Source organism: Micromonospora sp. C81 (genome assembly GCF_018070425.1).
In the GTDB taxonomy this organism is placed as follows: Bacteria; Actinomycetota; Actinomycetes; order Mycobacteriales; family Micromonosporaceae; genus Micromonospora; species Micromonospora zamorensis.
The window spans coordinates 205,957-219,878 of sequence record NZ_JAGPXS010000003.1 but is presented as its reverse complement, the minus strand read 5'-3'; the positions used below and the strand labels follow the sequence as shown (position 1 = coordinate 219,878).

General features: G+C 70.9%; 11 protein-coding genes. 2 read left to right on the top strand and 9 right to left on the bottom strand.

Annotated features, from left to right (window positions below):
- Position 1: 1 nt before the first annotated feature.
- Positions 2-1,315: a PLP-dependent aminotransferase family protein gene (locus tag KBX46_RS07180; protein ID WP_088950793.1), complete on the bottom strand. Its 1,314-nt coding sequence runs from the start codon at positions 1,313-1,315 to the stop codon at positions 2-4.
- Between the two features lie 293 nt (positions 1,316-1,608).
- Here KBX46_RS07180 and KBX46_RS07175 point away from each other — a divergent pair, with 293 nt between their 5' ends.
- Positions 1,609-2,274, top strand: a complete 666-nt coding sequence (locus KBX46_RS07175; protein WP_210791764.1) for a GNAT family N-acetyltransferase — start codon at positions 1,609-1,611, stop codon at positions 2,272-2,274.
- 40 nt (positions 2,275-2,314) lie between these two features.
- On the opposite strand, the gene KBX46_RS07170 is transcribed toward KBX46_RS07175, so the two are convergent.
- The 7 genes from KBX46_RS07170 to murJ form a co-directional block, all read right to left on the bottom strand.
- Positions 2,315-3,478, bottom strand: coding sequence for an N-acetylmuramoyl-L-alanine amidase (locus tag KBX46_RS07170; RefSeq protein ID WP_088950791.1), 1,164 nt, complete (start codon positions 3,476-3,478; stop codon positions 2,315-2,317).
- A 171-nt stretch (positions 3,479-3,649) separates the two neighbouring features.
- Positions 3,650-3,973, bottom strand: a complete 324-nt coding sequence (gene trxA, locus KBX46_RS07165) for a thioredoxin (RefSeq protein ID WP_088950790.1) — start codon at positions 3,971-3,973, stop codon at positions 3,650-3,652.
- Between the two features lie 31 nt (positions 3,974-4,004).
- Entirely contained in the window at positions 4,005-4,955 is a 951-nt protein-coding gene (trxB, locus tag KBX46_RS07160; RefSeq protein ID WP_099849474.1) for a thioredoxin-disulfide reductase, read from the bottom strand.
- Positions 4,956-5,138: 183 nt separating this feature from the next.
- The gene (locus KBX46_RS07155) at positions 5,139-6,155 is read right to left on the bottom strand and encodes a hypothetical protein (RefSeq protein WP_210791763.1); all 1,017 of its coding nucleotides are present in this window, start codon (positions 6,153-6,155) and stop codon (positions 5,139-5,141) included.
- The gene (gene sigM / locus KBX46_RS07150; protein WP_088952103.1) at positions 6,152-6,868 is read right to left on the bottom strand and encodes an RNA polymerase sigma factor SigM; all 717 of its coding nucleotides are present in this window, start codon (positions 6,866-6,868) and stop codon (positions 6,152-6,154) included. Before sigM ends, KBX46_RS07155 begins: the two co-directional genes overlap by 4 nt.
- Before the next feature lie 43 nt (positions 6,869-6,911).
- Positions 6,912-8,525: a protein kinase family protein gene (locus KBX46_RS07145; protein WP_210791761.1), complete on the bottom strand. Its 1,614-nt coding sequence runs from the start codon at positions 8,523-8,525 to the stop codon at positions 6,912-6,914.
- A 446-nt stretch (positions 8,526-8,971) separates the two neighbouring features.
- Positions 8,972-10,723: a murein biosynthesis integral membrane protein MurJ gene (gene murJ, locus KBX46_RS07140; RefSeq protein WP_141911943.1), complete on the bottom strand. Its 1,752-nt coding sequence runs from the start codon at positions 10,721-10,723 to the stop codon at positions 8,972-8,974.
- A gap of 126 nt (positions 10,724-10,849) precedes the next feature.
- On the opposite strand from murJ, the gene KBX46_RS07135 reads away from it, so the two are divergent.
- Positions 10,850-12,310, top strand: a complete 1,461-nt coding sequence (locus KBX46_RS07135; protein WP_088950785.1) for a CCA tRNA nucleotidyltransferase — start codon at positions 10,850-10,852, stop codon at positions 12,308-12,310.
- A gap of 74 nt (positions 12,311-12,384) precedes the next feature.
- Here the strand turns inward: KBX46_RS07135 and KBX46_RS07130 are convergent, their stop codons facing one another.
- On the bottom strand, positions 12,385-13,917 hold the full coding sequence (locus KBX46_RS07130; protein ID WP_210791759.1) for a flotillin family protein: 1,533 nt from the start codon (positions 13,915-13,917) through the stop codon (positions 12,385-12,387).
- Positions 13,918-13,922: the final 5 nt, after the last annotated feature.

The following is a 13,922-nucleotide window of genomic DNA, read 5'->3' as shown; positions in this document are numbered from 1 at the left end:
ATCATGCCAAGTCGGGCCCTGGCACGTCGGAGCCGGCCTGGCCGCGTCGGCCGGCGGCACCGCCCACGGCACCGAAGACGCGGCGCATCGCGATCTCCTGCTCCATCACACCGGACAGCCGGCGGACGCCCTCGCGGATCCGTTCCGGTGGCGGGAAGCTGAAGTTGAGCCGCATCGCGCCGGTGCCGGTGCCGTCGGCGTAGAAGCCGGTGCCGGGCACGTAGGCGACCCGGGCGGCGACCGCTCGCGGCATCATGGCCTTGGAGTCGAGCCCCTCGGGCAGGGTGGCCCACACGAAGAGACCGCCGGCCGGCGTGGTCCAGCTGGTGCCCTCGGGCATCAGGTCGGTCATCGCGTCGAGCAGGGCGTCCCGGCGCTCCCGGTAGACCTCGCGGTAGACCTTGAGCTGCTGCCGCCAGGGCATCGTGCCCAGGTAGGTGGAGACGGCGGCCTGGGCGAAACCGCTGGGGCAGAGGATCTGGGCCTCGCTGGCGATGACCAGCTTGTCGCGGACCGCGTGCGGCGCCAGGATCCAACCGACCCGCAGCCCGGGCGCGAAGGTCTTGGAGAAGGTGCTGAGGTAGAAGACCCCGTCCCGGCGGCGGGCCCGCAGGGGCGCGGGGGCCTCACCCTCGAAACCCAACTGACCGTACGGGTCGTCCTCGACGACGAGCAGGCCGGCGCGCTCACAGATGTCGAGGACCCGTTCCCGGCGTTCCTCGCTGAGCGTCACGCCGGTCGGGTTCTGGTAGGTGGGGATCGTGTAGAGGAACTTCACCCGACGCCCGGCGCGGGCGAGGTCGGCGATGGCCGCCTCCAGCGCCTCCGGGACGAGCCCGTCCTCATCCATCGGTACGTGCACGACCTGCGCCTGGGCGGCCTGGAAGACGCCGAGCGCACCGACGTACGTCGGACCCTCGGCCAGCACCACGTCACCGGGGTCGAGGAAGAGCCGGGCCACCAGGTCCAGGGCCTGCTGCCCGCCCACGGTGACGACGACGTCCTCCGGAGAGGCGCCGCACGCGGCGTCGATCCCGGAGAGCGACATCACCTCGCAGATGCGCTCGCGCAGCTCGAGGGTGCCCTGACCGATGCCGTACTGGAGGGTGGTCACGCCGTGCTCCGAGCCGAGCCGGCCGAGCATCTCACCGACAGCGTCCAGCGGAAGGGCGGCGATGTACGGTGCGCCGCCAGCGAGCGAGACGACCTCCGGACGGCTGGCGACCGCGAACAGTGCTCGGATCTCCGAGGCGGTCATCCCGCGTACCCGCCGGGCGTACCGGTCGGTGTAGTCGTCGAGTGTCGTGCCGGTCATGACCTCACCTCGATCGCTGCTCGGGTGGCTCCCGCCCCGGGTACCCCGCAAGCCGCTGACCATGGCGGCGGGACACCGATTGTCGATCCTAGTCCGCCGAAGCCGCCCCGCGACCGTGCCGAGACGGATCGACCACATGGCGGACCGTGTCCGGCGTCCCCGGTGGGGTGGGCATCTGCGCGTCCCCTCCCGCATCTCCGATCGGCGGCGTACGATCGCTCGTCGGGGGCAGGAAGGCGGCGCTGTCGTTCCATGCCGGTCTCACCACCGAGCCTATTGTGGGGATGCTCCATATGTCGCGACGTCTGGTCAGCCTGACCCTCGACACGTTGGAAGACCTCCCGCGCCCGTGCCGGCAGTGCGTCTACTGGGAGCTCGATCCGGTCTCCGCGGAGCGCGCCTGCGCCGCTGGCGATCCGGGCCTGGAGAAGGAGGCGTGGGTCTCCCAGACGCTGCTGGAGTGGGGCTCCTGCGGCAAGCTCGCGTACGTCGACGGCATGCCGGCCGGCTTCGTGATGTACGCCCCACCCGCCTACGTGCCCCGCTCGATGGCGTTCCCGACCTCGCCGGTCTCCGCCGACGCGGCACTGCTGATGACGGCCAACGTGGTCGCCGCGTTCGCCGGTGGCGGCCTGGGCCGGATGTTGGTGCAGGGCGTCGCCCGGGACCTGACCAAGCGGGGGATCAAGGCAATCGAGGCGTTCGGCGACGCCAAGTTCGGCGACACGGACGACCCCTCGGGTGGCTGCGTGGCGCCGGTCGACTTCTTCCTCTCGGTGGGGTTCAAGACCGTACGTCCGCATCCGCGTTTCCCCCGGCTGCGCCTTGAGCTGCGTACGGCGCTGAGCTGGAAGTCCGACGTCGAGTACGCGCTGGAGAAGTTGCTCGGCTCGATGAGCCCGGAGACGCTGCTCCGCCCGGTCCGTCCCGCCCCGGCCACCCGTTCCACCAACGGCTGACCGCCGGGCTCGCGCGCGGCGACCGCACTCAGGCAGAGGGTCAGTCGACCACGGTGCCGGCGGCCACGACGGCCCGCAGTTCGCTGACGTCCAGCGAGCCGGTCGGAACGTCCCGTTCGATCGGGTAGTACATCCGCTGCACGGCAGCCACGATCGCCTCCACCACACGGTCCCGGAACCGGGGGTCGACCAGTTGGGCGCGGTCCGTGGGCGAGGTGAGGTAGCCGACCTCGACCCGGACGGCGGGCATCCGGGTCAGTCGCAGCAGGTCCCACGTCTTGGCGTGGGTACGGCAGTCCCGCAGCCCGGCCCGGGCGACGATCTCCCGCTGCACGAGCCCGGCCAGACGCTCACCGGTCGCCGAGGTCACCCCGTTGTCGGTGCCGTAGTGGTAGGTCGCGACGCCCTCCGCATCCGGGTTGGCGTGGCCGTCCAGGTGCAGCGAGATGAACACGTCGGCGCCGAGCGAATTGGCCAGCTCGGCCCGGTCGGTGTCCGGCAGACAACGGTCCGGCGAAGGCCCCCGGGTGAGCTGCACCCGCACCCCGGACGCGGCGAGCCGCCCCTCCAACCGGCTGGCGAGGTCGTGCACCAGATCGGCCTCCGTCCAGCGCAGCGGCCCGTCGGGCACCACCATCCCGGGGTCGGTCCCACCGTGCCCCGGGTCGATGACCACCGTCTTGCCGACCAGCGCCGGCCCGGACTGTCGGATCGCGTCAGACTCGCGTAGCCACTGCGGGCGGCCACCGACCACCTTGCGGCCGATCCGGCGCAGCGCGTTCATGGTGTGCGGGCCGCAGGAGCCGTCGGGGGTGAGACCGACCTCGCGCTGGAACTGGGCCACAGCGCGGGACGTCCGGACGCCGTAGATGGCGTCCGCGCGGCCCACGTCGTACCCCATCTCCAGCAGTCGCTCCTGCAGTGACCGGACGTCCTCGCCGGTGAGCGGCTCGGGGACCGCGTGGTAGAGGGTGCGGGCGCCGAGCCGCCAGCGGGCGGCGTCCAAGGCGCGCCAGGTCTCCGCCCCGACCCGGCCGTCCACGCTGAGCCCTCGGGACTGCTGGAACGCCCGGACGGCCCGCTCGGTGTCCAGGTCGAACTCGTCGGCGTGCGGCCCGGCTGCGGCGAGCAGGTCGAGGCCGATCAGGATGGTACGAATCTCCGTGACCGCGGGTCCCCGGTCACCGGGTCGGATCGGACGCACGCACGACCCCCTCTGCACGACGCTGGCTGGCCGGGCGGCCCAGGCTTGAGGCTATGCGTTCCGGGGCGGTGAGGTGGCTGGGGCCAGGAAAAACGTCGCCGGTGCGGCCCGGAGACAACGAAACCCCGCACCCGGCGAGCGGGTACGGGGTCCGGTTGGTGTTTCTGCTGGTCAGAGGGCCGATTCGATGAGCTTGACCAGCTCACCCTTCGGCTTGGCGCCCGCGATCGACTGCACCGGCTGGCCGTTCTTGAAGACGGTGAGCGTCGGCACCGACATCACGCGGTAGGCCCGCGCGGTCTCCGGGTTCTCGTCGATGTTGAGCTTGACGATGGTGACCTGGTCACCCATCTCGCCGGCGATCTCCTCGAGCAGCGGCGAAACCTTGCGGCAGGGGCCGCACCACTCGGCCCAGAAGTCCACCAGAACCGGCTTGTCAGCCTGCAGCACGTCGGCGACGAAACTCGCGTCCGTGACCGCCTTGGTCTTTCCCACTATGGCCCCTCCTCAGATGTGTTCGGTTGCTTCAGCTGAGCGTCGCGATGAACCGCTCGGCGTCGAGCGCGGCGGCACAGCCGGTGCCGGCCGCGGTGATCGCCTGGCGGTAGGTGTGGTCGACGAGGTCGCCGGCGGCAAAGACACCCGGCACGTTGGTGCGGGTGCCGGGGGCCTGGACCTTGACGTAGCCCTCGTCGTCCATCTCGACCTGACCACGGAAGAGTTCGCTGCGCGGGTCGTGGCCGATGGCCACGAACACGCCGGTCACGTCCAGCACCTTGGTCTCGCCGGTGTGCACGTTGCGGACCCGTACGCCGGTGACCTTGCCGTCGTCGCCGAGGATCTCCTCGACGGTGCTGTTCCACTCGACCTTGATCTTCTCGTTGCTCAGCGCCCGGTCGGCCATGATCTTGCTGGCCCGGAACGAGTCACGCCGGTGGATGATGGTGACCGACTCGGCGAAGCGGGTGAGGAAGCTGGCCTCCTCCATCGCCGAGTCGCCGCCGCCGACGACCACGATGTGCTGGTTGCGGAAGAAGAAGCCGTCGCAGGTGGCACAGGAGGAGACGCCGTGGCCCAGGTATTCCTGCTCGCCGGGCACGCCCAGCGGCCGCCACGCCGAGCCGGTGGAGAGGATGATGGATCGGGCCCGGTAGGCGGTCTCGCCGACCCAGACGGTGCTCACCGCGCCGGAGCCGGCGTCGCCGGTGTCCACCAGCTCGACACGGGTCACGTCGTCGGTGAGGAACTCGGCACCGAACCGCTCGGCCTGCTTGCGCATGTTGTCCATCAGCTCGGGGCCGAGGATGCCGTCAGCGAAGCCGGGGAAGTTTTCCACCTCGGTCGTGGTCATCAGCGCACCACCCGACTGCACGCCCTCAATGATCAGCGGCTTCAGGTTGGCGCGTGCGGCGTAGACCGCCGCCGTGTAGCCGGCCGGCCCGGAGCCGATGATGATCAGGTTGCGGACCTCGTCCACTGCCGTCTCCCGAGTTGTGTGTGTTCGGCGTCGGCGCGAGCACCGATGCCGATCCGAGTTGCCGACGCCTGGGTGGGGCCGGCAGCTGACTTCCAGAACGTCATCGTACGAACCGGGGATTCCCGAGCCGGGCATCCGGTGGGTCAGGTCACGTGGGCGGTCTTTGTGCCGTTGACCGTGGATTCACCCTACCCGCGCCGAATACCGGCTGTCCGAGGCGGACCCGGGCACCCCGCACTCCGGGCCGCTCACCCAGGCCCAGCGAGCTCCGGTCGCGTCGGTGAAGCGGATGACCAGGGCCTGCTTGCCCTGGAACCGCGCGTAGTCGAGCATCTCGACCGTCAGTGGGGCGTTGCCGTGCTCGGCCGCCACGTCGGCCAGGCAGGTCGCCAGCGCGGCCTCGTCGGTCAGCCGGGCCAACTGGGTCAGCCCGTCGCCGGCGGGACGCCGGCCTTCCTCGTCGTCCACCTCCGGCTGGGTGCCGGGGGTGTTGCCGGTCACTCGGCTGGGAGTCGGTGTGCTCAGCGTGCCGACACCCGGCTCGTTGTCGAGGCTCTGCGGGGTGTAGTCCGTACCGCTGCGAAGGGCGGGCCCTGTGGTGCGGACCGCGCCGGCCGCCGCGGCGTCGTCGGGTGCACTGGCCGGCCGGTCCTGGGCGCTGGTGGCACCGGTGTCGTCCGAGACGCCCGTCGCCAACTGGTTGAGGCCCAGCGCGACCGCGACGACGGCGACCGTGGCGGCGGCCACCGGTGCGCCACGGCGGGCCCATTCACGCCAGCGGCGACCAGGGCCGGTGGATGCCCGGCGTCCCGACCTGGACGAGGCGGGGGTGGTGGGCCGGCGACCGGCCCCGCCCTGCACCGGTACGACCAGCGGCGAACCGGTGTCGGCGGCCGGGTCGACCCCGGGCGCGGTCTGCTCGGCGGAGGGGGCGTCCGACGTCGGCTCCGCGGCGGCCAGCGCGGCGGAGAGGCGGTCGACGATCGCCTGCGGCATCTCCGGTGACGGCTCGGCCAAGCGGGTCAGGCTCGCACTGACCTCCGTCAACGCGGGAGCCAGCAGTGCGTACGCCTCGGCCCAGGCCGGGTCCGCGGACACCAGCTGGGCGACCTCCTCCTGCTGCGGGGTGCCGTCCAACGCCCCGCCGAGGTAGTCAGCGAGGAGGTCGTCGTCGACCTCCCGGAACCCCTCGGTCGTCACGTGTCCTCCTGGTTGGCGTCCCGCCGGTATCGGCTCGACCCCGATCCGACGCCCTCGGCCGGGCCTGGGTTCCCCGGCGTGACGCCCGGCACGTCACCGACCATCCCGGCTGGGTCCGATCGTGTCGAGGGCGTTGCGGCCACGGCAGGGCGGAGATGCCCGAGCAGCACCGCCAGACGGGCCCGGCCCCGGGCACACCGGCTCTTCACCGTCCCCTCGGCGACGCCGAGGATGCGGGCGACCTCGGCGACCGGGTAGCCCTGCACGTCGACCAGCACCAGCGCGGCGCGTTGTTCGAGGGGTAGCGCGGCGAGTGCCTCGCGGACGACCAGCACGGTGTCGTGGTCCTGTGCCACGGCGGCCGGCTCGATCCCGCCGGTGCCCGAGCCGTCCTCGGCACGGTTGCCGTCCGGCAGCGGCACTGTCGGGTGTGCCTGCCGGCGACGGATCCGGTCCAGACAGGCGTTCACCACGATGCGGTGCAGCCAGGTGGTGACGGCGGAGTCACCGCGGAACCGGGACGCCGCCCGGTGCGCGGAGAGCAGCGCGTCCTGGAGTGCGTCGGCTGCCTCCTCGCGGTCACCGAGGGTCCGCAGGGCGACCGCCCAGAGCCGGTCGCGGTGCCGGCGGAACAACTCGGCGAAAGCGTGCCGGTCGCCATCGACATGGGCACGCAACAGCTCCAGATCGGTAGCTGTGGCGTGCCCGTCCATCACCACGTCCGGTGGAAGCAGTGCCACGGAGGAGGTGCCGGGCTCACGATCCCTGGACCGTGATCTCCTGGACGTCGACCTGGAAGCCCCGCTCGCTGGCCGGCAACTCGGTGATCCAGAACAGCAGGTACTGGTATTTCTGGTCGACGTCGAACCCGTTGAACGTCATGGTGGTGCCGTCGTGGTCCTCGAACGGCTGCCCGATGGTGGTGCCCGGGGTCTTGTAGGCCTGGACCATCTGATTGTCGCCGTTGGAGGACGACGGCGGCGAGGTGGTGCCGGTGAGGAGCTCGGCGGACGCGCCGGTCGCGGAGAGCACCGCCTGCACCGACTTGACGCTGTGCGGCTCGCCGAGGTCGAGCCAGACCCCCATGCCCCTCTTCTGGTTGCCGAACTTGGCCGCCGTGTACGTGTCGGTGCCCCAGCCCTTGTCCGCGTCGCCGTCGATGATTTTGTCGGCGCCGCCCAGCTCGTCGCGCTTCTGGCTGTCCGGATCGATGATCCGGACGCCCTTGACGGCCAGCTTGCGGACCGCGGTGGCGGCCGGGGTGGCATCGCCGGCCGGGGCGCTGGAGGTGGGAGCGGGAGGTTGGTTGGCCTGCGGGTCCTTGTCGCCGTCGCCCAGCGTGCTGATCCCGATCAGCAGACCGACCAGGGCGACCGCCAGCAGGCCGGCGATGCCCACGGCGACCTTGCGACCACCGGCAGCGGCCAGTGGCGACGGCTCTTCCTCGGTGTCGGCGGCGAACCGCAGCGGCCCACTGTTGTCGAGGTAGTGCTCCTCCTCGGCCGGCACGTCCAGTCGGGCCAGCTCGGCGGCGAGCACATCGGACGACGGCGGCGCGATCTCGGCGTCGAGCAGATCCATGGTCAGGTCGTCCAGGTACGCGGGAACACCCGCCCGGACCTGGCGAGGTGCCGCGATGGCGCCCCCGGCGTCGCGAACGGCGTCCGGGATGGCGGCCCGGCCGTGGCCGGCGGTGGCGCCACGCAGCGGTGCCTCGGCGTGCGGCCAGTAACCGGTCAGGGCGAAGTAGAGGACACCGCCGACCGCCCGGATGTCGTTCTCCTGGCTGTCGTCGCCATCGGTGCGGGCGTCCGCCAGGACCACGCGGCCCTCGTCACTGATCATGACGGTGCCAGGGTGGACGTTGCCGTGCACCATGCCGGTGGCGTGCACTGCGGCGAGAGCGCTCGCGACGGCGTTGCCGATCGCGGTGGCCCGGGCCGGGTCCAGTGGACCGTCGGCCGCCAGGTCCCGCAGGGACTGCCCGTCGACCCACTCGCGCACCACGTACGCGCGGTCGGCCTCGTCGATCGCGTCGTAGACGCCGACCAGGTTGGGGTGGATGACCCGGCTGGCCGCGACGGCCGCCTGAAGCATTTCGGTGGCGGAGTCGCCACCCGGGTAGCGCAGCACCACCGCGACGGGACGACGCAGGATGACGTCGACCCCGCGCCAGACCAGCCGACCCGCGCTGTCGTTGTTGATGTGCTCAACCAGCTCGTACCGCTCGGCGAGGACTTCACCGGCCGTGGGAGCACCGAAGGTCATGACCGGAGGAGCGCTTTCGTCCGCCTCCTGACCCTCGCCGACCTGGGTCACCCGTCCTCCCTCGGTGATCGTGTCGATCGATGGACCCGCACTGCTGGGCATGTGGCTTCCCGCTCTGCCGTTGAAGGAACCGGCCGACCGGTGTCGACGCGCAGCGTCGGCCCCTGCCGTACCCGTCGAGAGCGACCTTACCTGGGTTGCCCGTCTCCTCGACATGTCATCTTCCCGCCGTACCCGGCGGGTTCCCGGCAGTCGAAGAGCTCGTCCGGTTACGACCGTTGTCAGCCACGTTGCTGGCACATGTACTAGCTAATCTACGGCTTCACCGCAAGTGACCGACGCCGGGGCTGGGCTGACGTGACCCCTCCCTACAACCGGCATGTTCCCACCGATTGGCCCGGCACGCTCAGCCGTACGGTTGGTTATCCACAGGCCGATGCGGTGGTTGACCGGCGAATCGCGGAGTTATCCACAGGTGCATCCCCAGCCTGGTGATCCGCGATCACGGTCCGTGCGTGCAGAAACTTCTTGTGATCGGGTGCTGACGGTCAGCGACCCAGGCGGCGGCGGACCATGCCGACCACCTCGGTGATCTCACTGATCCGCAGCAGCATGGCCAGACCCAGGTAGGTCCCGCCGATGACCGCGCCACCGATCACGAGCTGCACGATCGCTTCCAGTCGGCTCGGTGTGTCGTCACCGGGCAGCAGCTTGACCACCAGCAGACCGACCAGTGCCGATCCCAGTGCGGCGACGCTGATCCGTCCTAGGGTGCGCATGATCCCACCAAGGCCGATTCTGCCGACCCGTGGGCGGAGCAGCCAGGCCGAGGCTACGGCGGCCGCGAGGTAGGAGACCGCGTTGCCAATCATCATGCCGGAGGCCGCGAAGCTTGCCGAGAAGGCGGCGAAGAGCACGATCTGGACCCCGGCCCGCAGAGCCACCACCGGGATGTTGACCAACGCCGGAGTGCGGGTGTCTGGCAGGGCGTAGAAGGCGAAGGTGAAGAGCTGACTGACCGCGAACGGCACCAGGGCTACGGCGGCGAAGAACAGCACCGGAGCCGTCGACCGGGCGTCCTCGTCGCTGAACGCTCCGTACCGGAAGAGGGTGAAGGCGATCGGCGTGGCCAGCACCGCGTAGCAGACCGCGATGGGTGCGAGCACCGCCGAGACGGTGCGGGTGCCCCGGGACAGGTCGGCGGCCAGGTCCGCGTACCGGCCGTCGGCGGCAGCCGCGCTCATCCGGGGCATCAGCGCCGTGATGATCGAGACGGCGATGATGCCGTGCGCCATCATCAGCAGTAGGAAAACGTTGTTGTAGATCAGAGCGCCGGCAGCGTTCTTCCCGACCCGGCTGAGAAGGTTGAAGACCACGATCAGACCAAGTTGGCTGACCGCCACGTAGCAGAACATCCAGGCGCCAAGGCGGCCGAGCTCACCGAGACCCAGCGCGCGGAAGTCGAACCGCAGCCGCCAGCGGAAGCCCACCTTGCGCAGCGCGGGCAGCAGGCCGCAGGCCTGCACCGCGACGCCGAGCAGGGTGCCGCCGCCGATCAGCAGGATCTGCCCGGTGGTGAATTGCCCCGGGTCGAGGATCTTCGTTCCGTAGATCGCGATGTAGAGGCCGGCGGTGGCGATCACCACGATGTTGTTCAGGATCGGTGCCCACATCGGAGCGGCGAAGTGCCCCCTGGTGTTGAGCACCGCGCTGATCAATGCGCTGAGGCCGGTGAAGAAGATCATCGGCAGCATGAGCCGGGCCAGGGCGGTGACCAGCTTTTGATAATCCGTGCTCGACTCGTCGCTGGCGTACAGCCAGGTGAGTACCGGTGCGAGGATCACCGCCAGCACCGCGGCCGCGCCGAGGGTGAGCAGCGCGAGGGTCAACAGCCGCTGGGTGTACGCCTGGCCACCGTCGCCGTCGAACTTCCGCCGGCGTACCAGCACGGGGATCAGCACGCTGGTGAGGATGCCTCCGAGCAGGAACTCATAGACCATCCCAGGCAGGATCTGCGCTGTGGTGTAGGCGTTGCCGACCGCCGAACCGAGTGCAGCGGTGAGGACCAGGGTGCGCAGGAAGCCGGTGCCGCGGCTGACCAGGCTGCCGACGGCCATCACCGCGCTGTTCGTCGCCGCGCTCGCCTCGCCCACCTGCTCCTGCGGTGGCGCGGTCGACTCCAGGGCCGGCTGGTTCAGGGGCTCGGCGGAGATGAAGGTGGCGCCGTCGCCGGGACGTCCGCCGGCCCCGGGCCCGCCGTCCGGCGTGGCGTTGGCGCTGCGGTAGAGCCCGCCGCTCATCTCCAGCCTCCCAGGGGTACGTCGAGCCGGACACCGACCCGCACGCCACAGACCATAGTCAACCCCCACCCGTTACCCGCGCCCGGCGGATCGGATCACACCCTGGCCCGATAAGCTGGCGATCCCATGTCCGAAGCTTCCGCTCCTCACGCCGCCGACCGCCGCGAACTCACCGCCGCGCAGCGCAACGCCGTCGCCGAACTGCTCCGGGTTTCCCCGGTCGCCGACGAGTTGGGCCGCCGCTTCGTCCGCGCCGGTCACGAGTTGCACCTGGTGGGCGGTTCGGTGCGGGATGCCCTGCTCGGCCGACTCGGGGACGACCTCGACTTCTGCACCGACGCGCACCCCGACGAGACGCTGCGGGTCCTCAAGGGCTGGGCCGAGTCGATCTGGGAGACCGGTCGGGAGTTCGGCACCATCGGCGCCCAGCGCGACGGCCTCCGGCTGGAGATCACCACGTTCCGCGCGGAGTCGTACGACCAGGTCAGCCGTAACCCGGTGGTGGTCTACGGCACCAGCCTCGACGAGGACCTGAAGCGGCGCGACTTCACCATCAACGCGATGGCGGTCAGCCTGCCGGAGCACCGGTTCACCGACCCGCACGGCGGGTTGGACGACATCTCGGCCAGGATGATCCGTACCCCGAGCACCCCCGGGGAGTCGTTCGGCGACGACCCGTTGCGGATGTTGCGGGCCGCCCGGTTCGCCGCCCAGTTGCGCTTCGCCGTGCACCCGGACGTGCACCGGGCGATGAGCGAGATGTCCGCCGACCTGGACCGGATCACCGCCGAGCGGATCCGCGACGAGTTCACGAAGCTGCTCTGCGGTGCCGACCCGATCACCGGGCTGCGGCTGCTGGTCGACACCGGGCTGGCCGAACGGTTCCTGCCGGAGCTGACCGGGTTGAAGCTGGAGATCGACGAGCACGCGCAGCACAAGGACGTCTACGAGCACACCCTGACGGTCGTCGAGAACGCGGTCTCCTACGAGGAGGAGGGCTGCGACTTCATCCTGCGGATGGCCGCCCTCATGCATGACGTGGGCAAGCCGGCGACGAAGGCTGCGGCCCCCGACGGTCGGGTCAGCTTCCACCATCACGAGGTGGTCGGCGCACGGCTGACCAAGGCCCGGATGAAGGCGATGCGCTACCCGAAGGAGGTCATCGCCAAGGTGACCGCGCTGGTCGCGCTGCACCTGCGCTTCTACGGGTACGGGCGGGGCGAGTGGACGGACTCGGCGGTGCGCCGGTATGTCGCCGACGCCGGTGACCTGTTGCCCAGACTGCACAAGCTGACCCGCTCGGACTGCACGACCCGCAACCGGCGCAAGGCGGCCCAGCTCGCCGCCGACTACGACGCGCTGGAGGATCGGATCGCCCGGATCGCGGCCGAGGAGGACCTGGCCCGGGTCCGTCCCGACCTGGACGGCAACGCGATCATGGAGTTGCTCGGCGTACCGCCGGGGCCGGTGGTCGGGCGGGCCTGGAAGCACCTCAAGGAACAGCGCCTTGAGCACGGCCCTCTGGACCGTGACGCCGCGGAGGTCGAGCTGCTGCGCTGGGCCCGCGCCGAGGGCCTCGTCGAGTAGCCCTCGCACCGAACCCGAGTGGAACTGACGGGCGCCGCCCCCGAACCGGGAGCGGCGCCCGTCTGCGTACGTCGTCAGCGGGTCTCGACGGCGGTCCCGTCCACGGCCGGGGCGCTCTTGCCGGCGGGGGTGCCGTTGCCGGCCGCGGACGCCGAGCCGAGCCGGGACAGCAGACCGGCCAGGTCGATCCCGGTCAGGTCGCTGCCGAGCTGGAGCCCCTGGGCCACGTTGCCGGCCACCGACTTCGTCAGCGACGACGCGCCGTCGGTGGAGATGACGGTCATCTTGTCGATCGCCCCGATCGGCGCGCTCGCCGCCTCGACCACCTGCGGCAGCACCTTGACCAGCAGGTCCAGCACCGCCGCCTCGCCGTAGGCGGCGAACGCCTCGGCCTTGCGCGCCATCGCGTCCGCCTCGGCCTCACCCTTGGCCAGGATGGCCGCGGCCTCGGCCTGACCCTCCCGCTCCACGGCCTCGGCGATGGCGGAGCGCCGACGCTGCTCGGCCTCACCTTCCTTGGCGCCCTCGATCGCGTTCGCCTCGGCGAGCGCGGCACGCCGGGCCCGCTCGCCCTCACCGGTGAGCCGCGCCTGTTCGGCGGAGGCCTGCGCGGCCGCGATGACCGACTGCCGCTGTGCGTCCGCGTGCAGCACCGCCGCGGCGCGGGAGGCCTCGGCCTCCTGCTCCACCTTGTACCGGGCCGCGTCGGCGGGCTTGCGCACCTCGGTGTCCAGTTGGCGCTGCTTGAGTTCGGCGTTGCGCTCGGCGACCTTCTGCTGCTCGGAGAGGATCGCCTGGTCCCGTTCGGCCTGGGCCAGCGGGCCGGCGGCGGCGGACTTCGCCTTCGCCGCGTCGATCTCGGCCTGGATGCCGGCCTGCTTGAGAGACAGGTTCCGGTTCGCCTCCGCGATGGCCTCTTCGGCGAGCAGCCGCTCCTGCTCGGCCTGCTGCCGGGCCCGTGCCTCGGCGATGGCCGCGTCCTTGAGCACCCGGGCGGCCTCGGGCCGGCCCAGGTCCTGCAGGTAGGACCCTTCGGCGAGGATGTCCTGAAGTTGGAAGGTGTCCAGCACGAGACCCTGGTTGGTCATCGAGTGCTCGGCCTCCTCGGCCACCGCGCTGGCGAACGCCGCTCGGTCCCGGATGACCTCCTCGACGGTGAGCCGGCCGACGATCGAGCGCAGCGCTCCGGCGAGCACCTCCCGGGTGAAGTTGTCGATCTCGTCCTGTTGGTGCAGGAACCGCTGGGCAGCGGCTCGGATCGCGTCCTCGGTGCCGCCGACCTTGACGATCGCCACGCCGTGCAGGTCGGCGCGGATGCCCTGCTTGCTCACCGCCCCCCGGATGCCGACGTCGATCCGTCGGCTGGACAGGTCGAGCGACTGGAGCTTCTGCACCACCGGCAGCACGAAGACCGAGGCACCGAGCACGACCTTCTGCCCGGAGTTGTCGGTCGAGCGCCCGCCGTCGGCGGTCTGGGTGGTGCGACCCTTGCGACCGGTGACGATGAACGCCTCGTTCGGTCCGGCCACCTTGATCCGGGAGAGCACGAAGAGCACCAGGATGAGCACGAGGAGGACCGCGCCACCGATGGCGATTAGCAGGGCCATATAAA